We start from the raw sequence: 19,090 nt of genomic DNA on the forward strand, positions 1-19,090 counted from the left end.
GCTTGGTCCCGTTTTGCAGCCATTTGCGGCAGGACCGGCGGCGCGCGCAAGGGCAATCTGCAGGGTCGCCTCACCATAGCGTGTGGGCGCAACTTCCGCTTCGCGATTGAACTGGGGCTTGCGCGCGCTATCCTGACCGGAGATTTGATCACCGATGAGCCATTTCATGCGCGCCGCATTGATGTTGTTGCTGGCAGGATTGGTCGTGCTGAGCGGCGGCGCCGCATGCCATGCGGCCGACGCCGCGAAGATCGCGCTGGTGATCGGCAACGCGAAATATCCCGACAATGAGTTCGTCCTGAGCGAGGTCGCCAACGATGCCCAGGACGTCGCTGAGGAATTGAAGCGCGGCGGCTTCGTCGTCGACAGGCAGAGCAATCTCACCGGGGATGCCATGCGGCAGGTGCTGGGCCGCTTCTACGACCGCATCGAGCGCGGCGCGGTGGCGCTGATCTTCTTCGACGGCTTTGCCATCCAGTCCAACCGTCAGACCTATCTGCTGCCGGTCGACGCCCAGATCTGGACCGAGCCGGACGTCTCGCGCGACGGCTTCAGCCTCGACACCATCCTCGCCGAGATGAACACGCGCGGTGCCGCCATCAAGATCGCGCTGATCGACGCCTCCCGCCGCAATCCGTTCGAGCGGCGCTTCCGCCGCCATTCGGCCGGTCTGGCGCCGGCGATCGCACCGAGCAATACGCTGGTGCTCTACTCCGCCGCGCTCGGCGCGGTCACGGCGACCGGCAAGACCGATCGCAGCCTCTTTGTCGCCGAGCTGCTGCGCGAAATGCGCGCGCCGAACATCAGCGCCGAGCAGGCCCTGACCAACACCAAGAACGGCGTGGTTGCCGCCACCAACCGCGAACAGGTGCCCTGGCTGTCCTCCTCGCTGACGACGGAGTTCTCGTTCGCAGGCCCGGCGACGCGGCCGCGGGATGACGCGGCCAAGCCACAGGTGCAGACACCCGAGCCGCAAAAGCCGGTCTGCGAGGTACCGCAGGCGGAGCCCGCCCCGAATGCGGACGAGTTGGCACGAGATCCCGTCCTCGCCGATCTCAGCCGCAAGATCACCGCCAACGCCAACGATGTCACCTCGCGCTACAAACGCGGCCAAGTCTACGCGATCAAGCGCGCCTATGCGCTCGCGATACAGGATTTCGACGCGGTGCTCCGCCGCGCGCCCAAGGACGCGGAAGCCCTAAACAACCGCTGCTGGAGCCGGGCTGCGACGGGCGACCCGCAAGGCGCGCTCGCCGACTGCAATCTGGCGCTCCAGATCAACCCGGGCTTGAGCGATGCACTCGACAGCCGCGGGCTCGTCAACCTCAAGCTCGGGCGCAATGCCGAGGCGATCAAGGATTATACCGACGCGATCCAGCGCAACCCGCGCTCCTCGTCCTCGCTGTTCGGCCGCGGCATCGCTGCGCGCAGAAGCGGCGGCGACGGCGCCACCGACATCGCGCAGGCGAAGTCGATGAACCCGAACATTGCAAAGGAATTCGCGGGCTACGGCGTTACGGAGTGCACGCCTTGAGCTGAGGCCGCCTTCCTGATCCAGACTTTATTATCGTGGAACGCCGCGCCGCCGATCGGCGCGATCGTATCTGCGCCCGTCAACGTGTTGATGCCGCGGCCGCCGATATGGTTGCTGTTGGGATGAACGGATTCGGCGATCAGGACACCGCGCCGCACGCCCTCGAACAGCGTCGCGATCAGCGTGGTCTCGCCGCGGCCGTTGCCGAGCGTCACCGCATCGCCATCGGCGATGCCGAGCGCGGCGGCGTCGAGCGGGTGGATCATCACGCTGGCCCGGCCCTCACGCGCCTGCGAGGACGGCGTCTCGTTGAAAGTGGTGTTGAGGAAGCTGCGCGAGGGGCTGGTCGCAAGCCGGAACGGATGGGCCCGGTCGGCGTGCTCGATCACTGCCCAATGATCCGGCAGACCAGGCATCTTGTCGTAGTCGCCCATGGTGACGCCGAACGGCGGATGCGCCCAGTCGGCTTTGAAATGGAACTTGCCGTCGGCGTGGGCGAAGCCGTCGAGATAATGCGAGGTGCGGAAATCCGGCTGCAGGTCGCGCCAGATGTCGGCTTCAAGGCCGGCGATGTCGCCGTGATTGCTCAGCCTCAAGGTCGCGTCGATCAATTCGCGCGGGCTCATCTCGAAGCCCGGATGCCTGGCGCCCAGCCGCGGCGCCAGCGCCTGCAATACCTCGTGATTGGAGCGGCATTCGCCCGGCGGGTCGATCAGCTTCGGACCGACCGAGATGTGCTGATGGCCGCCGCCGTAATAGAGGTCGTCATGCTCCATGAACATCGTCGCCGGCAGCACGATGTCAGCCATCTGCGCCGTCTCGGTCATGAACTGCTCGTGCACCACCACGAACAGATCCTCCCGCGCAAAGCCCTGCCGGACCAGGGCCTGCTCCGGCGCCACCGTCATCGGGTTCGTGTTCTGGATCAGCATCGCCTTGACCGGACCCTTGCCCTGCAGAGCTCCGGCATCGCCGGTGAGGATGCGTCCGATCTGCGACTGGTCGAGCGCGCGCGTCGACTTGTCGATCGCGTCGTGGCCTTCGATGATGGATTCGTTGAAGTGCCACAGCGCGTAGTTGTTGAAGAAGGCGCCGCCGCCTTCATACTGCCAAGCGCCGGTCACTGCGGGAATGCACAGCGCCGCATGCATCTGCGTCGCGCCATTGCGCGAGCGGGTGAAACCATAGCCAAGACGGAAGAAGGTCCGCTTGGTCTCGCCGACCGCCTTGGCGAAGGCCTCGATCTCCGACACCGGGACGCCGCAAATCGCCGAGGCCCATTCGGGCGTGCGTGATTTCAGATGTGTCTCGAGCTCGTCCGGGCAATCGGTGTACTTGTCCATGTAGGCGCGGTCGGCATAGCCATCGCGGAACAGGACATGCATGACGCCGCAGGCGAAGGCGCCGTCGGTGCCGGGCCGCAGGATGATCCTGATGTCGGCCTGCTTCATGGTCTCGTTGTCGTAGATGTCGACCGCCGCGATTTTCGCGCCGCGCTCCTTGCGCGCGCGCGAAGCGTGCGTCATCACGTTGACTTGGGTATTGACGGGATTGGTGCCCCAGATCACGACGAGATCGGACAGCGCCATCTCGCGCGGGTCGACGCCGGCGATCTTGCCGGTGCCGATCGCAAAGCCGATGCGCGCGACGTTGGCACAGATGGTCTGATAGAAGCGCGAATATTTCTTCACATGCGTGAGACGGTTGAGCCCGTCGCGCATCACGAGCCCCATTGTCCCCGCGTAGTAATAGGGCCAGATCGATTCCGCACCGAACTCGCGCTCGGCCGCATTGAATCGGTGCCCGATCTCGTCCAGCGCCTCGTCCCAGGAGATCCGCGCGAACTGACCTGAACCCTTGGGGCCGGTGCGGCGCAGCGGATAGATCAGCCGCTCGGGATGATGGATGCGCTCGGCATAGCGGGCGACCTTGGCGCAGACGACGCCGGCGGTGTAGGTCTGCTTCTTCGAACCGCGGACGCGGCCGATGCTGCGGCCTTCGACCACCTCGACATCGAGGGCGCAGGCCGAGGGGCAATCATGCGGACAGGTCGAATGGCGGATCTCGATCTTCGCGTTGATCTTGGCGTGCTGGTTCATGTCCCAGTTCGTAACACCAAAATACCGGCCAGCCGAGCGCATTTATCCGGCAAGCCCCATGCGATTTGCTCAAGCCGCGCGCGCCGGAGCTTCCTGCTGCGGTTGCGAAGGAGGCCTGCCAGTGAGCCGCGCGACGTGCAAGCGCAACCCGAGCTAGATCCTTTGCTATTTGTGCAACTGGGTGAGACCGGTCGGCGGGCCGTCGACGGCGGTCCAGCCGCCGTCGACGAACAGCGTGCTGCCGCTGACATAGCTTGCGGCATCCGAGGCGAGATAGGCGACGGCGGTCGCGACCTCGTCGGCGCTGCTCCAGCGGTTGAACACGGTGTGGCCGGCGTAGAGATTGTAGATGTCGGGGCGCTGCTTGAATGGGCCGGTCAGCGCGGTCTCGGCGATGCTCGGGGCGATCGCATTGACGCGCACGCCGGCGTGTCCGACTTCGGAGGCAAAGCCCTTCACCAGGAGACCGATCGCCGCTTTGGTCGAACCGTAGACGCCGAGACCGGGTTCGATGGTCACCGCGCGGATCGAGGAGCAGGCGATGATGCTGCCGCCCTTCTGCGCGACCATGATGCGGCCGAAGGCCTGGAAGAACCAGACCGTGCCCTTGACGTTGAGGTTGAGGACGCGGTCGAGATCCTCCTCGGTGTAGTCGAGGATGGTCTTGCGGATGTTGAGGCCGGGCGTCGTCACGGCGATGTCGAGCCGCGGAAACTTCTGCATCACGGTTTTCGCGAGTGCATTGACATCCGCGGCGCTTGCGGCGTCGCAGCCAGCTGCTTCCGCCCAGTCGCCCTTGTCGCGAATGCCGGCGGCGGTCGCCTCCGCTGCGTCGAGCGCGCGATCGGCGCAGACGACACGGGCGCCGAGATCCGCAAGCGCTTCGGCCGACGACTTGCCGATGCCGGACGCGGCGCCGAGCACGAGCGCGGTCTTGCCGGTGAGATCGAAGAGCTTGCGATAGTCCGTCACTGACAATGTCTCCCTGGTGCTGCTAGCCCTTGTAGCCCATCAGGAGGCGCGGCAGCCACAGCGAGAATGCAGGGACGTAGGTCACGAACATCAGTGCTGCGATGAGCGCAGCATAGAACGGCAGGATGGTGCGCATCACCGCGCCGACCGAGATGCCGCCGATGGCGCAGCCGACGAATTGCGTCGTTCCGACCGGCGGCGTGTTCAGCCCGAGGGCGCAATTGATCAGCATCAGCATGCCGAACTGCACCGGGTCCATGCCCGCCTTCATCGCGATCGGCAGGAAGATCGGGGTGCAGATCAGGATCGTTGCCGCCATGTCCATGAACGTGCCGAGCACGAACAGGATGATATTGATGAGCAGGAAGATCACCCAGGGCTGCGTCGACAACTTGTTCATCATCGCGCCGGCGAGATCCGCCACCTCGTAAAGTCCCATCAGGTACTGGAACATGGTGGAGACGCCGATCAGCAGCAGCACCACGCCGGTCGTCTTCACCGCCTTGGCGGCGGCGCGCAGGAAGTTGCCCCAAGTCATGGTGCGATAGATGAAGAACGTCAGCAGGATCGAGTAGGTGACGGCGATGGCCGCCGATTCGGTTGCCGTGAAGACGCCGGACAGGATGCCGGCCAGGATGATGCCGACGATCAGAAGCCCAGGCACCGCGGCCGCCAGCGAGCGGACCACCTCGGCCCAGCCCGGGAATTTGCCGGCGGGATAACCGCGCTTCACCGCGACCGCGTAGGCGGCAACCAACATGCAGACCATCAGCACCAGCGCCGGCAGCAGGCCGGCCGCAATCAGCGCGCCGATCGAGACCTTGCCGCCGGCCGCGAGTGCATAGATGATCATATTGTGGCTGGTTGGCATCAAGGCGCCCACGAGCGAGGCGTGGGTGGTGACGTTGACGGCGTAATCGGTGTCGTATCCCTCCTTCTTCATCATCGGGATCATCACCGCGCCCATCGCCGACACGTCGGCCACGGGTGAGCCGGAGACGCCGCCGAACAGCGTGCACGCGACCACGTTCGACATGCCGAGCCCGCCGCGGATGTGCCCGACGAGATTCTTGGCGAGTTGCACGATCTTGTCGGCCACGCCGCCATGCAGCATCAGCTCACCGCTGAAGACGAAGAACGGAATGGCGAGGAAGGAGAAGATGTTCATCCCCGACATCATCTGCTGGAAGATGACGGCGACCGGCAGGCCTTCGTAGAGAATGGTGCAGATGGCCGACAGGCCGATCGCGAAGGCGACCGGTACGCCGAGGATCAGAAAGCCGAAGAAGGTGGCGCCGAGGATGATCAGTTCCATGAGGGGACGACCTCTTCGCCGCGCAGGAGAGCAATGATGTGCTCGATGGAAAACGAAACGATCAGGACGCCGGAGGCGAACAGCGGCACGTAGCGGATCACCTCGGGCAGACCGAGATTGGGGATCTTCACGGTGCCGACCGACGCGCCGAGGATCCAGCCGTTATAGGCCATTGCGAGGCCGAACCCGGCGACCAGAACGTGGATCACGATCTCGATCTTCTCCCGCGCGTGATCGGGGAGCATGACCAGCAGGCTGTCCATGCCGATATGCCCGGCATCGCGTACGCCGACGGCGGCGCCGATCAGCGTGACGTAGAGGATCAGGACCAGCGCCAGGTTCTCCGTCCAGGTCGGGCTGGAGTTGAGCACGTAACGTCCGAACACCTGGTAGAAGACGATGGCGACGATGACGAGCAGGCCTGTCACCGACAGGTACATGCCAAGGCGCGCGATGGGGGCATTGACCCGCGACAGCAAGCCGGTGGACGGGCGTGTTGCTACGGCCCCCTGCTCGTGACTTGCGACGTGTGGGTCTGTCATCCCGCGCCTCCTTACGGGATCCGGTGCCGCCTCGCGGCGACGCCGGACCCGGTTCCCGAATTGTCTTACTTCGTGTCCTGGATGCGCTTGACGAGGCTCTGCAGCTTCTCGTTCCCGGCGAACTTCTGGTAAACCGGCTTCATCGCATCGACGAACTCCGCCTTGTTGCCAATCGTGACCACCTGAACGCCGGCTGCCTCGACGGTCTTGCGGGCGGCCTGCTCGCGCGCGTCCCAGAGCTTGCGCATGACGGGCACCGATTCCTTGGCGGCCTTGCGAACCATCGCCTGGTCCTCCTTGCTCAGCGCGTCCCAGACCTTTTTCGAGATCACGAGAACTTCGGGCGCGAGGGAGTGCTCGGTGATGTTGTAGAACTTGGCGGCTTCGAAGTGCCGGGAGGATTCGTAGGACGGCCAGTTGTTCTCGGCAGCGTCGACGAGGCCGGTCTTGAGCGCGGTGTAGACCTCGCCATAGGGCATCGGCGTCGGGTTGGCCCCCAAGCTCTGGATCATGCCGACCCACAGGTCTGATTGCTGGACGCGGATCTTCAGGCCCTTCAGATCGGCCAGCGATTTGACCGGTCCCTTGACGGTATAGACCGAGCGCGCGCCGCTGTCGTAATAGGCAAGGCCGACCAGGCCCGCGGGCTCCATGGCTGCCAGGATCTCATCGCCGATCGGACCATCGAGGACGGTGCGCATGTGCTGCGTGTCCCTGAAGACGAAGGGCAGACACAACGCGATAGTCTCGGGCACGAAATTGTTCAGCGGCGATGCATTAATCCGCATCATGTCGAGCGCGCCGATCTTGAGTTGCTCGATCGTGTCCTTCTCCGAGCCTAGGGCGCCGTTCGGAAACACCTTCACGCCAAGCTTGCCGCCGCTCGCCGCCGCGAGTTGCTGGCCCATGAACTTGACCGCCTCGACGGTCGGATAATCGGCGGGGTGAACGTCAGCCGAGCGGAAATCGCGTGCAGTGGCCAGGGGTGCTGAGACCGCCAGTGCAACGGCTGTGATGATACCGGTGAGCGTCTTCATGTGGGCTTCCTCCTGGGTTGATTGAGATCGATTATATCGTTGTCGGCCCGGCTGCAGGCCGCCTTGGGTCGCTCCGCTTCAGGTGTGAAGTCAAGCGCCAATGTCGTCCCTAGGGCGGGCGGCATTCTCTGTCCAAGCCAAATCCGGCATCGATCGATGCAAGACTTGCATCAATCGATTCCTGGCGCAATTCGCACTATGGTGGGTATGGCGGGCTGGCTCGACGTCGCTAGCCCGTGACTTGACGCCTCCAATCGAGCCCCGCGCGGTCGCCAGCATCGACCGTTAGGTCGACGGCGTCACTCGCCGCCGAGGCCGCTCTCGGCGAGCTCGCGCAGCGCGTCCGTATCGAGCACGACGATGGCGCCGTGCTCGAGGCGGACCCAATTGCGGCCGGCCCAGGCGCGCAATTGCTTGTTGATGCTCTCGCGCGTCATCCCGACCATCTCGCTGATCTCCTGTTGCGTGATGGCGAGCGTGCCGCTGCCGGAATCCAGCTTGCGCTCTTCGGTGAGACCGAGCAGTGCACTGGCAAGCCGGCCCGGCAGATTCTGCAGGATCACCTGCTCGACCTGCTGACTGGTCCAGCGCAGACGCGCGCACAGCAGCTCGATGAACTTCATCGCCAGCGCCGGCTGGCTCTTCACGAACGGCAGGAAGTCCCGGCGATCGATGACATAGAGCTCGCAATTGGTATTTGCGGTCGCATCCGCCGACCTGGGCGCGCCGTCGAGCACGGCGATCTCGCCGAAGATTTCTCCGGGGCCGATCAGATTGAGAATAGCGTTCCGCCCATCAGGCGATGAGGAGGAAATCTTGACTGTCCCCGCGATCACCGCGAACAGGCTGTTGCCGGGATCGCCCTTGGCGGCGATCGTCGCGCCACGCTTGACGGTGGTGTGCTTGGCGTAGCGGCAGAGTTGATCGAGCGCTTCCGGCTCCAGATCCGCGAAGATCGGGTGCTTGCGCAGGACCGATAGTTTGTTGCCCGCCGGTTGTCGGGGATCGCCGGTCTTGTCCTGAGGCACGCCGCGGGGCTCCTAAGACTACGAGGCACTGAGTTCCTGCGTAGTCAACGTTACCAGGCATTTCAACCGGAAAGCACGCGCGCGATTTGAGGCAAATGCCACGAAAAGGCCTGTAACGAGGAAGTCGGCAGCCAAAAGCTGCGGCGATGCGTCCTCTTCGACGCAGAGTTGCGGATTACGCAAACCGCGATTGCGTCGAGACGCTGCCGAGGGCCAGCGCCCGCCCAGGCGAGCATCGGCCCTGGCGCGCCGGACTCGGACCTAAACCTGGACTTGGACTTGGATTTGGACTTGGACCTGGACCTGGACCTGGACCTGCAGAAGGCTTCAGTGCCTGGAATCCGGATCAAGCCGACCCGCCCTGGTTTGCCGGTCAGCCCAGGCCAGAACTGCGGCGAACACGACAAAGATCGCGACGACGACAACGGTCACCAGCAACGCGTCAGCAGGCATCATCCCCTCCCGGATTTGTCTCCGGCATTATTTTGCGGGGCATGGCCGCCGTCATTGATCGGGATCAAATTGCCGAGAGAGTCCCGGAGATGAGGTCAGGCTGCGGCCATGGCCTCGACACGGGCCGGATCGAGCAGGCTGATGCCGCCGTGAATGATCTCGATCACGCCGAGACGCTCAAGCTTGGTAAAGGTGCGGCTGACGGTTTCGATGGTCAGGCCGAGATAATCGGCGATGTCCTGACGGCTCATCGGAAGCGCGACCATGTCGGACGGACCGTTGAGCGCGACCAGCCGCTCACGCCAGCCGAGCAGAAAGGTCGCGACCTTCTCGTCGGCCGAGCGGCGTCCGAGCAGGACCATATGGTCGCGCGCCTGGCTCAACTCGCGAATGGCCAGCTCGTTGATGCGCCTGAGCAATTGCGGCCGGTCTTCGATGAAACGGCCGAAAGGCCCTTTTGGGAATTGGCACACTTTCACCACGCCGATCGCATCGGCCGAAAAATTGTGCCGGCCGGACAGATTCATCCCGAGGAAGTCACCGGGCAAGGCAAAGCCGACGATCTGCCGCCGGCCGTCAGGCAGCAGCTTGTACAGCCGCATGACGCCTTCGAGAACGTTGTAGAACGAGGTCGTGATGTCCTCCTCGGAAAACACGGTCTCGCCCGAAACGAAATGGACGCGGCGGCCGAGATGCTCGAACTCCCGGAGTTCGGCTGCATCGAGCGACGAGCAGACCGCCGCTCCACGCACGGCACAATCGTCGCAATGATGTCCGTTCGGCTCACTCGTGACCACGGAAGGCTTCATCCATCGCTCCCCACGCCGGCCGCTCCCGACGTCAGGCCGAGTCCACCGCGCGGCTGCATTTTACTGCACCGTGCCGCAGCCGATTGACCCAGATCAAATTTGGCTGGCATCCCGCTCTTATTCTGCGTCCACGGTTCGACGGGATGATTCCATGCTGCAAAGCGCACTGCGTCACGGCCTGATTGGGCTGCTTCTGATCACGCCTGCGCTCGCGGCCCCGGCCGCCGAACAACGCGGTAAGGCTTTCGCCCGAGCCAATTGCGCACGCTGTCACGCGATCGACCGCGCCTCCAAGAGCCCGTTGGAGATCGCGCCTCCGCTACGCAACCTGCATCGGCGCTATCCGATCAACAGCCTTGGTGAGGCGCTGGCCGAGGGGATCTCCACCGGACATGCCGACATGCCGGCCTTCGAACTCAGCCCGGACCAGATCCACGACCTGCTGTCCTACCTGAAGACGCTGGAATAGTCACCCCTCACACCGCCTGCACGGTCCATCCGATCAGCTCCTTGGCGATGCGCGCGAAGGCGGCATCGAAGGCGGCGACTGAAGCGGCCGGTTCGACCTTGTCGAGCTTTTCGCTGGCCTCGATGAGCCGCGATGCGATCACCTTGCCATTCTTATCGACGATCCGAGCCGACAGTCCGATCTCGGCCCGAGCCTCCCCATCCGTCGCGATCCGAAAGCGCCGGATGTCGAGCAGGAGCTGGTAGTCCGCCGGCCCGAGATCCGTCGTGCGCAGCGGGGCGTGGGCGATGTCGTAGTTCTCGAAACTGTCGATCAGGCGCGCCTGCACCAGTTTCGGAATGCTGTCAGCCCAGAGGAAGTCCGCAAAGCCCGGCCTGTCGCCGCTAGGCGCGAACAGCATGCGCTGGGTCTGCAGCATCGCCACCGCCGTCGGCTCGGGAATGGCCAGTGAGGCCGATAGCGTCTTGCCGGCCGGCCCGAGATTCTGCGGCGTGCGCAGGTCGTAGGTGACCTTCTGCGCGGGCGTACCACCGCCGGTCATCTTGTCGAGGCCTGCCAGGATGCCGTCGATCTTGCCGGTGTTGCGCGCGAGCCCGTCGGAGAAGGTCTTGAAATTGGCAATGGTGTCCTTCAGCGGGCCGGAATTGTCCTGAAGCACCGTGTCGACCCGCCGCAGCGCATCGCGCGCCGCCTGCGTCATGCTCTGGCCTGCGCCGGCCTCCGCGATCAAGGTCGGCAGCTCGCCGGACTTGGCGACGATCACGCCCCCCTCCAATGTCACCACGGGAACGCCGGTCAGGCCCTGGAATTCGAGGCCGACCTTAGTGTCGGCACGCACCGGCGTCGCGGTGGCAACCGAGATCGTGGCATTGACGAAGCGCGGGTTATCAGGCGCGAGCCCGAGCTGGGTGACCTCTCCGACCCGAATGCCGTTGAACAGCACGCCGGCGCCGACCAGCAGGCCAGGCACCGGCCCCTGGAATTGCACGTGGTAGCTGGTGCGCGGCCCGATGCCGCCGGTGTTGTTCAGCCAATAGACGAAGCCGAACACTGCGACGATCGCGGCCAGCACGAAACTGCCGATCAGCACATAGGGAGCGCGGGTTTCCATCTCTCATCTCATCTCGTGTTGCAGCATCTGCGAGCGCTTGCCGTGGAAGTAAGCGCGCACCCAGGGATGCTCGGATTGCAGCAATTCGCGCATCGGGCCGATCGCCACGATCTTGCCGTCGGCGAGCGCGGCGACGCGGTCGCAGACCGTGGTCAGGCTCGCAAGGTCATGGGTCACCATGAACACGGTGAGCTCCAGGGTCTTTTGCAGCGTCTTGATCAGCGCGTCGAACTCGCCGGCGGCGATGGGGTCGAGGCCCGAGGTCGGCTCGTCCAGGAACAGGATCGGCGGATCGAGCGCGAGCGCGCGCGCCAGCGCCACGCGCTTGGTCATGCCGCCGGACAGCTCCGCCGGATATTTGTCGGCGTCCTCGGCGCGCAGGCCGACCATCTCGAGCTTGGCGATCGCGATCTCGTCCATCAGCTCCTGCGACAGGACCAGATTTTCGCGCAAGGGAAACTGGACGTTCTGGCGCACCGTCAGCGAGGAGAACAGCGCGCCCTGCTGGAACAGGATGCCCCAGGCCATCGCTGCGCCGCGGCCGTGGCCGCCGGCGGGTTGTCCCATGACCTCGATGGTCCCGCTCCGGCGCGGGATGAGGCCGATGATGGTCCGCATCAAGACCGATTTGCCGCCGCCGGAGGCACCCACCAGCCCGAGGATCTCGCCGCGGCGGACGTCGAGCGACAGATGGTCGAGCACGGTCTGGCGGCCGAAGCCGACCACGAGGTCACGGACGCGGATGGCGAACTCGTCTTGTGGTCCGTCCATCGTCACATTCCGATCGAGGCAAAGAACACGGCGAACAGGCCGTCGAGCACGATCACCAGGAAGATCGATTTCACCACCGACGTCGTGGTCTGCCGCCCCAGCGACTCCGCGCTGCCCTTGACGCGCAATCCCTCGCTGCAGGCCACGATCCCGATCACCAGCGCCATGAACGGCGCCTTCAGGATGCCGACTTCGAAATGCGCGACGGAAATGGCCTCGTGCAGGCGCGCGATGTAGATCGCCGGCCCCATGTCGCCATAGAACTGCGCGACCAGCCCGCCGCCATAGAGCGCGGCGATCGATCCGATGAAGGTGAGGATGGGCAGCGCGATGACCAGGGCCGCGACGCGCGGCAGGATCAGGACGTCGACCGGATCGAGCCCCATGGTCGAGAGCGCGTCGATCTCCTCGCGCATCTTCATCGAGCCGAGCTCGGCCGTGTAGGCGCTCCCCGACCGTCCCGCGACCATGATGGCGACGATCAGCACGCCGAGCTCGCGCAGCACCAGGATGCCGACCATGTCGACCGTGTATGATTCCGCGCCGAATCTACGGAAGTGGAAGAAGCCCTGCTGCGCGATGATGGCGCCAATCAGGAAGGTGATCAGCGTGACGATGGGGATCGCCTGCCACCCGATGCGGTAGAGCTGATACACCAGAGAGGTCAGCCGCAGCGAACGCGGCCGGCGCAGCACGCCGATGACGGCCATGAACAAGGCGCCGAGCATCTGGAGGAAGATCGTGATGTCCTCCCGCGCCCCGACCGTGGACTTGCCGAGATCACCCAGCCGCGCCAGAACCGAATTGGGCGCGGCCGCCGGAGCCGGCGTGCGGCGGTTGACCTGGCGCACCTCGTCCATCAGCCCGCTGAAATGATCGGCGACGCCGACGAATTCGGCTGGCCTGCCTGACGAGGCGGCCCTGCGCGACAGCTTCTCCAGGACCCAGGCGCCGAGCGTATCGAGCGCGCTGATCCCCGACATGTCCAAGGATACGGCGCGCGAACGATCGACGTCGGCCCCGACCGAGCGGGACAAGGTCTCGAGCGTCACCACGTTCGCGGCGGTCCAGGGCCCCTCGGGGCGCAATTTCAGCACGTCGCCGGACGGCGTCGCGTGCAGCAGCGGTTCGTGGTTCACGCTTTCCACCTCATCGGGACAATCGGTCCCCATTCAGCAGGCATTTCTAGGCCAGCATGTGGCGGCCGGATTGACCTGTCTCAAGACCCCGAACGGGCTCCGCCTCTTGACGCAAATCAAGCGCGATCGCACGGGCTGGTCTTAGGCTCGTTTGAATTTAATGAGGACACCAAATCCATGTTCGACAGTGACAGGATGAGCGAGGAATTGCGCACGCTGAAGGTCGACGTCACGCACCTGTTGAGCACCGCCGGCGAGGAGATGTTCGAGAGCTCGAAAGCTCGCACTGATGCGCTCGCCGATCAGATCAGGGCCGCACTCGCCGAGCTCGGCGAGACCGTCGAACAGGAGGGGGAGACGCTCCAGGGCCTCGTTGCGGAGCGTCCGATCACATCGCTCGCCTCTGCCTTCGCGCTGGGCGTGGTTGTCGGCTTCATGCTGAGGAGACACTAGGTGAATACCGAGAATGTCGTCAAACATCTGCGCGTGCTGTGGCGCACCGACAGGATCATCGCCGACATCAGGCTGCGCCATTTGCTGATCGGCCTCGGCCTGCGTGCCTTCGCGGCGCTGATCGCCGCGTTCGGGCTGCTGATGCTGGAGCTGTCGGCCTATTTCGCACTGGTGCAGATCTGGAGCGCGATTACCGCGGCTGCCATCCTCGGCGCCGTCAATTTCGTCATCGCGGCCGCTCTCTTCATGATCGCCGGCCGCGCTCCGTCGGGGCGTGACATCGAACTCGCCAACGAAATTCACGACACCTCCATCGAAGCCCTCCAGCTCGAGGCCCGTGCGCTCCAGGCCCAGGTGTCGGGCGCGGTACATCATCCGCTCAGCACGATCGTGCCGGTGCTGCTGCCGCTGATCGCGGTCATCATCAAAAATCTGCGGGCGACGGCCAGGACGTCAGATGATGCAAATTCGGCCGAGGCGCGCTCCTAAGCGCGATGCGATTAGGATGAATCGTCATCGCGCTTTAGGTTGTTTGTTTGAGCATGATCTTTTCGGAAAACCGCTACACACTTTTCCGGATCATGCTCTAGCTGACGCGATCAGAGCTTCAGCCTGACGTCGCAGATTTCAGGCTCGGCCGGGTCCGGCTTGACCTCGAAGCCGAGCTGCCGGCACATGTCGAGCATCACGGTATTCTCCTGCAGCACGTCGCCCGATATGGTCTTCAATCCTTCCGACCGCGCGTAGTCGATGATCAGCTGCATGAGGGCCCAGCCGAGTCCCCTGCCCTTGAGGTCGGACCGCAGCAGGATCGCGTATTCGCCGGTCTCGTAGATCGAGTCGGAATGGAGCCGGACCACGCCGACCATTTCGCCGCTGGCCTCCTCAAATGCGATGAAGGCCATCGCGCGCGCATAGTCGAGCTGGGTCAGGCGTGCGATGAACTCGTGGGTGAACTCCTTCATCGGGGCGAAGAAGCGCAGACGAAGGTCGTGCGCCGTGACGTGACGCAGGAATTCGTGGATGGTCGGCTCGTCCTCGGGGCGCATGGGCCGCACGAAGATGCGCCAGTCCTCCTTGAGCTTGAGGCGTCGCTCCCATTGCGACGGATAAGCGCGAACGGCGAAATTGGCCGGGCCGGAGCCGGCGAACTTCCGCTGTGGCGGTCCGACCGCGACGCGGGCGTCCACCGCGGTCACGCCGGTTTCGTCGGCCAGGAGCGGGTTGATGTCGAATTCGCGGATCTCGGGAATGTCGGCCGCCATCTGCGCCAGCTTGACCAGCACCATGGCGACGGCGTCGTGCTTCACCGCCGGCACGTCCCGATAGGCCTTCAGCAGCCGCGACACGCGCGTGCGGTCGATCAGATCGCGGGCCAGTTGCAGGTCGAGCGGCGGCAGCGCCAGCGCCTTGTCGTTGATGATCTCCACCGCCGTGCCGCCGCGGCCGAAAACCACCACCGTGCCGAAGGTCGGATCGTCGGCAAGGCCGAGGATCAGCTCGCGCGCCTTTGCCTTGACGACCATGGCCTGGACGATGACGCCGCCGATGCGCGCCTCGGGCCGCAGCTTTCGCGCTCGCGCAAGAATGTCCGTCGCCGCCGCACGCACGGCCTCCGGCGACGTCAGATTGAGCACGACGCCGCCGACGTCGGATTTGTGGGTGATGTCGCGCGACATGATCTTCAGCACGACGGTGCCGCCTTGGGCGAAGATGTCCTTTGCATAGGTCACCGCCTGCTCGACATCTGCTGCCGCATAGGTCGGCACCATCGCGATATCGTAGGCTTCGAGCAGGTGCTTGATCTCGACGGGTTCGAGCCACTGGCGGCCATCCGCGATCGCGGCTGTGACGATCTCTCTCGCCCCGCTGGCATCCGGAACGAACGTATCGGGCATCGCGGGAGGCACCTGGGTCAGCTCCTCCACCACTTCGCGGTGTCGGACCAGATGCATGAAGCCGCGCACGGCGTCGTCCTCGGTCGGATAGTTCGGCACGCCGGCGCTGGAGAGTGCCTGGATGATGTGCTGATCGGCGCCGACCCAGGCCGCCAGCACGGGCTTTGCCCATCGCCGGTGCTGCTCGCGATACTTGGCCACGAGCTCCGTCACGGTCTTGGCGATCTCGGCGGCCGATGCGATCGCGGTCTGCACGTTGAGGACGAGGACTGCGTCGTTGTCGCGATCGGCCAACAGTTCCTCCAGCGCCGCTGCGTAACGCGCAGCGTCGGCGTCGCCCACGATGTCGACGGGGTTTGCACCGGACCAGGTCGGCGGCAGCGCCGCATCAAGCTTCCTGCGCGCGTCAGTCGAGATGGTTGCCGGAATACCGCCGAGCTCGACCAATCGATCGACGGCGAGGACGCCGATGCCACCACCGTTGGTCAGGATGGCGAGACGCTTTCCGGTCGGCGATTCGACGCGGCCGAGTGTCTCGGCACAGTCGAACAGCTCGCGCAGGTCGGACACCCGCAGCACGCCCGCGCGGCGGAACGCCGCGTCATAGACGGCGTCGGCACCGGCGAGCGCCCCGGTATGCGTGGCAGCGGCCTTCGCACCCTGCGCCATGCGGCCGGACTTCACCACGACGACGGGCTTCACCCGCGCGGCGGCGCGCGCCGCCGACATGAACTTGCGCGCGTCCTTGATCGCCTCGATGTAGAGCAGGATCGCGCGGGTCTTGTGATCCATCGCGAAATGGTCGAGCAAATCGGCAATGTCGACGTCGATCTGATCGCCGATCGAGACGATGCCGGAGAAGCCGACGCCGCGCTGCGCGGCCCAATCCACCATGCCGGCGGCAATGGCTCCCGATTGCGAGATCAGCGCGAGGTTGCCGGCCCCCGGCATGTGCGCGGCGAAACTGGCATTCAGGCTGACGCCGGGCATCATGATGCCGAGGCAGTTCGGCCCGATCAGCCGCATGCCGTGTTTGCGTGCGGCAGCGCTGGTCGCCTCGTGCAGCGATCCCGGTCCCTGGCCGAGCCCGGATGAGACGATCAGCGCACCCGCAGATCCGCGACGGCCGGCCTGCTCGACGATGCCTGGAATCTCGCCCGCGGGCGCGGTGACGACGACAAGCTCGGGCACGAAGTCCAGCCTGTCCAGGCTCTTCACCGCGGCGAGGCCGCCGATCTCGGCGTGGCGCGGATTGACAAGGCCAAACCGCCCCTTGAATCCCGCTTTCCGAATGTTTTCCAGGACCGCGCGTCCAACGGACGCCGGACGCGCGCTCGCGCCGACGAGCGCAACCGAGCGCGGCGATAGCAGGTTGTTCAGACGATAAGTCGACATGAAAACAAATGCACCGCGCCCGCGGCGGTTCCGATGATTGAACGATCCGGCTGGGAAGAAGACGCCTAGTGCGAGATCATAACCCAGCATGGTGGCTGGCCAATGACGGTCTTTGTCACACCGCCCCACACGATCTCGTTCAGGCGCGAATGATGATAGGCGCCCATCACGATGGCATCGATGCCATGGGAATTCGCCCAGCTTCCCAATACTTTGCCGGTCGAGCGGCCGCCCCCCTTCGTGGTTTCGAACGAGGCAAAGACGCCGTGTTCCCGCAAATGGTCGACGAGTGCCGTTCCGGATCGGACGACCGCGTCCGTCTCGTCCTCCGCCACGGTCAGCACACGAACCGAACTGGCAGCCTGAAGAACAGGCAACGCATCGCCGACCGCACGCGCGGCCCGTGCAGAATGATCCCAGGCAATCACGACGTTCTCGAACTCGGGCCTGAGCTCGTCGGCGCGATGTTCGGGACAGAGCAGAAGCGGCCGGCCGGATTCGAACAACAACGCCTCCACGATGGTCTCCGTTCGACTGTCATGCGGGGTCACGGGAACCAGCGCGAGGTCGCTGAAGCGGGCGTGCTCGGCCAGGATCGCTCCGATCTGATCCGCAGGCACCTTGCCCGACCGGCCCTGGGCGCGGACGTTGGCGCAGCAAGCCGCATCGGTGAATGCATTCAGCAGCTGCTGCATGTCGCTCGCCTCGAGGCTGGCCTGCGCGAATTCGCGATCGTCAGGCAGCATCACCTTCGGTCGCTCGAAAACATCTTCCTCGAGCGCGAGCGCGGTGATCCTGGCGCCGAGATCGGCGGCGACAGAAACGCATTTCTCGATCGCAACCAGGGCTGGCCCGTGCGGCTGGCCGACAAGGGGCAGAAACACATCCTTGATGGGCATCGGAATTCTCCTGAGCCACCATGATAGGCGGGCTGTCGTCGAGACCCTTGATCCGCGTCAAGACCGGGGGAAACTCCGTCCGATCAGCCCGGGAAACAGGCGTTGACTGACGTCAAGGACTGGCCACTCGGCCGTTCTATGGATACTTCAGTCGGAGCGGTTCGCCCCGGAGACAGACATGCGTGCGATGGTGTTGCCGACCCCACGAGCGCGGCTCCGGATGGAGGAGCGGCCCGACCCGATGCCGGGCGAGGGTCAGATCCGGGTGAAGATCAGCGCCTGCGGTGTATGCCGGACCGATCTTCATCTCGTCGATGCCGAGCTGCCCGGCATCCGCTATCCGATCGTGCCTGGCCACGAGATCGTCGGCCGGGTCGACCTCATCGGCGCGAATGTGACGACACATGCGCCTGGTGACCGGGTCGGCATTCCCTGGCTCGGCTTCACCTGCGGAAAATGCCGCTTCTGCCGCGAGGGTATGGAAAACCTCTGTGATGCACCGCTGTTCACCGGCTACACGCGCGACGGCGGCTACGCGACCCACACCATCGCCGACGCACGTTACGCTTTTCCGCTCGGCGAGTCCGGCAGCGACGTGGAGATTGCGCCCCTGCTGTGCGCGGGGTTGATCGGCTGGCGCTCGCTGGTCCTGGCCGGCCCCGCCGAGAGGCTCGGTCTCTATGGCTTCGGCGCGGCCGGCCACATCATTGCGCAAGTCGCGGCTTGGCAGGGACGCTCCGTCCATGCATTCACGCGGGCCGGCGATGCCGCTGCACAAGATCTTGCCCGCCGTCTCGGCGCTGTCTGGGCGGGGTCATCGGACCAGGTGCCCGACGAGCCGCTCGACGCCGCGATCATCTACGCGCCAACCGGCGAGCTGGTCCCGGCGGCGTTGCGCGCCGTGCGCAAAGGTGGTCGCGTCGTCTGCGCCGGCATCCACATGAGCGACATTCCAAGCTTTCCGTATGATCTGCTGTGGCAGGAACGGCAGCTGGTCTCGGTCGCCAACCTGACCCGGCAGGATGGCCTCGATTTTCTCAAGGTCGCGCCGCAAGCCGGCGTGCGGACCGAGACGACGGCGTTTCCGCTCGATCACGCCAATGAGGTCCTGACCATGCTGCGGAATGGCCAGATCCTCGGCGCGGCCGTGCTGACGCCCTGATGGT

The 19,090-nt window shown here is 64.9% G+C and carries 17 protein-coding genes; 5 read left to right on the top strand and 12 right to left on the bottom strand.

What is annotated here, in order from left to right; genetic code table 11:
• The first annotated feature begins 154 nt into the window (after positions 1–154).
• Positions 155–1,534, top strand: coding sequence for a caspase family protein (locus N2605_RS23705; protein ID WP_260343322.1), 1,380 nt, complete (start codon positions 155–157; stop codon positions 1,532–1,534).
• On the opposite strand, the gene N2605_RS23710 is transcribed toward N2605_RS23705, so the two are convergent.
• The 7 genes from N2605_RS23710 to N2605_RS23740 form a co-directional block, all read right to left on the bottom strand.
• Positions 1,507–3,633, bottom strand: coding sequence for a molybdopterin oxidoreductase family protein (locus N2605_RS23710; protein ID WP_260343323.1), 2,127 nt, complete (start codon positions 3,631–3,633; stop codon positions 1,507–1,509). The two genes, N2605_RS23705 and N2605_RS23710, sit on opposite strands and share 28 nt — an antisense overlap.
• A 165-nt stretch (positions 3,634–3,798) precedes the next feature.
• Positions 3,799–4,605 carry an SDR family NAD(P)-dependent oxidoreductase gene (locus tag N2605_RS23715; protein ID WP_260343324.1) on the bottom strand — a complete coding sequence of 269 codons (807 nt, stop codon included), beginning with the start codon at positions 4,603–4,605 and terminating at the stop codon, positions 3,799–3,801.
• A 22-nt stretch (positions 4,606–4,627) separates the two neighbouring features.
• A complete protein-coding gene (locus N2605_RS23720; RefSeq protein WP_036029014.1) occupies positions 4,628–5,920 on the bottom strand; it encodes a TRAP transporter large permease in 1,293 nt (430 codons plus the stop codon).
• Entirely contained in the window at positions 5,911–6,462 is a 552-nt protein-coding gene (locus tag N2605_RS23725; protein WP_036029012.1) for a TRAP transporter small permease, read from the bottom strand. The genes N2605_RS23720 and N2605_RS23725 overlap by 10 nt, the downstream gene beginning before the upstream one ends.
• Positions 6,463–6,527: 65 nt before the next feature.
• On the bottom strand, positions 6,528–7,499 hold the full coding sequence (locus N2605_RS23730) for a TRAP transporter substrate-binding protein (protein ID WP_036043896.1): 972 nt from the start codon (positions 7,497–7,499) through the stop codon (positions 6,528–6,530).
• Between the two features lie 299 nt (positions 7,500–7,798).
• Positions 7,799–8,527 carry a Crp/Fnr family transcriptional regulator gene (locus tag N2605_RS23735; protein ID WP_036007486.1) on the bottom strand — a complete coding sequence of 243 codons (729 nt, stop codon included), beginning with the start codon at positions 8,525–8,527 and terminating at the stop codon, positions 7,799–7,801.
• Between the two features lie 548 nt (positions 8,528–9,075).
• Positions 9,076–9,789, bottom strand: a complete 714-nt coding sequence (locus N2605_RS23740) for a helix-turn-helix domain-containing protein (RefSeq protein ID WP_260343325.1) — start codon at positions 9,787–9,789, stop codon at positions 9,076–9,078.
• Positions 9,790–9,940: 151 nt separating this feature from the next.
• On the opposite strand from N2605_RS23740, the gene N2605_RS23745 reads away from it, so the two are divergent.
• Positions 9,941–10,258 (top strand): c-type cytochrome, encoded by a 318-nt coding sequence (locus N2605_RS23745; protein WP_225145364.1) that lies wholly within the window; start codon positions 9,941–9,943, stop codon positions 10,256–10,258.
• A gap of 7 nt (positions 10,259–10,265) precedes the next feature.
• On the opposite strand, the gene N2605_RS23750 is transcribed toward N2605_RS23745, so the two are convergent.
• The 3 genes from N2605_RS23750 to N2605_RS23760 are packed head-to-tail and all read right to left on the bottom strand — an operon-like array spanning position 10,266 to position 13,279.
• Entirely contained in the window at positions 10,266–11,369 is a 1,104-nt protein-coding gene (locus tag N2605_RS23750; protein ID WP_109143025.1) for an ABC-type transport auxiliary lipoprotein family protein, read from the bottom strand.
• Between the two features lie 3 nt (positions 11,370–11,372).
• The gene (locus N2605_RS23755) at positions 11,373–12,140 is read right to left on the bottom strand and encodes an ABC transporter ATP-binding protein (protein ID WP_036007500.1); all 768 of its coding nucleotides are present in this window, start codon (positions 12,138–12,140) and stop codon (positions 11,373–11,375) included.
• Positions 12,141–12,142: 2 nt separating this feature from the next.
• The gene (locus N2605_RS23760; protein WP_260343326.1) at positions 12,143–13,279 is read right to left on the bottom strand and encodes an ABC transporter permease; all 1,137 of its coding nucleotides are present in this window, start codon (positions 13,277–13,279) and stop codon (positions 12,143–12,145) included.
• 177 nt (positions 13,280–13,456) lie between these two features.
• Here N2605_RS23760 and N2605_RS23765 point away from each other — a divergent pair, with 177 nt between their 5' ends.
• Complete coding sequence (locus tag N2605_RS23765) at positions 13,457–13,732, top strand: hypothetical protein (RefSeq protein WP_225142918.1); 276 nt, start codon at positions 13,457–13,459, stop codon at positions 13,730–13,732.
• Positions 13,733–14,221: a phage holin family protein gene (locus tag N2605_RS23770; protein ID WP_260343327.1), complete on the top strand. Its 489-nt coding sequence runs from the start codon at positions 13,733–13,735 to the stop codon at positions 14,219–14,221.
• A gap of 110 nt (positions 14,222–14,331) precedes the next feature.
• Here N2605_RS23770 and N2605_RS23775 read toward each other — a convergent pair whose 3' ends face one another.
• Positions 14,332–17,025, bottom strand: coding sequence for a bifunctional acetate--CoA ligase family protein/GNAT family N-acetyltransferase (locus N2605_RS23775; RefSeq protein WP_260343328.1), 2,694 nt, complete (start codon positions 17,023–17,025; stop codon positions 14,332–14,334).
• 65 nt (positions 17,026–17,090) lie between these two features.
• The gene (locus N2605_RS23780) at positions 17,091–17,924 is read right to left on the bottom strand and encodes a universal stress protein (RefSeq protein ID WP_260343329.1); all 834 of its coding nucleotides are present in this window, start codon (positions 17,922–17,924) and stop codon (positions 17,091–17,093) included.
• Positions 17,925–18,102: 178 nt separating this feature from the next.
• Between N2605_RS23780 and N2605_RS23785 the strand changes: the two genes are divergently transcribed.
• Complete coding sequence (locus tag N2605_RS23785) at positions 18,103–19,086, top strand: zinc-dependent alcohol dehydrogenase family protein (RefSeq protein ID WP_225130390.1); 984 nt, start codon at positions 18,103–18,105, stop codon at positions 19,084–19,086.
• The last annotated feature ends 4 nt before the right edge of the window (positions 19,087–19,090 follow it).

This window comes from Bradyrhizobium yuanmingense (genome assembly GCF_025200905.1).
Taxonomy (GTDB): domain Bacteria; phylum Pseudomonadota; class Alphaproteobacteria; order Rhizobiales; family Xanthobacteraceae; genus Bradyrhizobium; species Bradyrhizobium yuanmingense.

Excerpts from the sequence above, each read along its gene's own strand:
- N2605_RS23720 (WP_036029014.1), bottom strand. The coding sequence starts at position 5,920 with ATGGAACTGATCATCCTCGGCGCCACCTTCTTCGGCTTTCTGATCCTC.
- N2605_RS23750 (WP_109143025.1), bottom strand. The coding sequence starts at position 11,369 with ATGGAAACCCGCGCTCCCTATGTGCTGATCGGCAGTTTCGTGCTGGCC.
- N2605_RS23740 (WP_260343325.1), bottom strand. The coding sequence starts at position 9,789 with ATGAAGCCTTCCGTGGTCACGAGTGAGCCGAACGGACATCATTGCGAC.
- N2605_RS23730 (WP_036043896.1), bottom strand. The coding sequence starts at position 7,499 with ATGAAGACGCTCACCGGTATCATCACAGCCGTTGCACTGGCGGTCTCA.
- N2605_RS23705 (WP_260343322.1), top strand. The coding sequence starts at position 155 with ATGAGCCATTTCATGCGCGCCGCATTGATGTTGTTGCTGGCAGGATTG.
- N2605_RS23775 (WP_260343328.1), bottom strand. The coding sequence starts at position 17,025 with ATGTCGACTTATCGTCTGAACAACCTGCTATCGCCGCGCTCGGTTGCG.
- N2605_RS23755 (WP_036007500.1), bottom strand. The coding sequence starts at position 12,140 with ATGGACGGACCACAAGACGAGTTCGCCATCCGCGTCCGTGACCTCGTG.
- N2605_RS23725 (WP_036029012.1), bottom strand. The coding sequence starts at position 6,462 with ATGACAGACCCACACGTCGCAAGTCACGAGCAGGGGGCCGTAGCAACA.
- N2605_RS23765 (WP_225142918.1), top strand. The coding sequence starts at position 13,457 with ATGTTCGACAGTGACAGGATGAGCGAGGAATTGCGCACGCTGAAGGTC.
- N2605_RS23745 (WP_225145364.1), top strand. The coding sequence starts at position 9,941 with ATGCTGCAAAGCGCACTGCGTCACGGCCTGATTGGGCTGCTTCTGATC.
- N2605_RS23785 (WP_225130390.1), top strand. The coding sequence starts at position 18,103 with ATGCGTGCGATGGTGTTGCCGACCCCACGAGCGCGGCTCCGGATGGAG.
- N2605_RS23710 (WP_260343323.1), bottom strand. The coding sequence starts at position 3,633 with ATGAACCAGCACGCCAAGATCAACGCGAAGATCGAGATCCGCCATTCG.
- N2605_RS23780 (WP_260343329.1), bottom strand. The coding sequence starts at position 17,924 with ATGCCCATCAAGGATGTGTTTCTGCCCCTTGTCGGCCAGCCGCACGGG.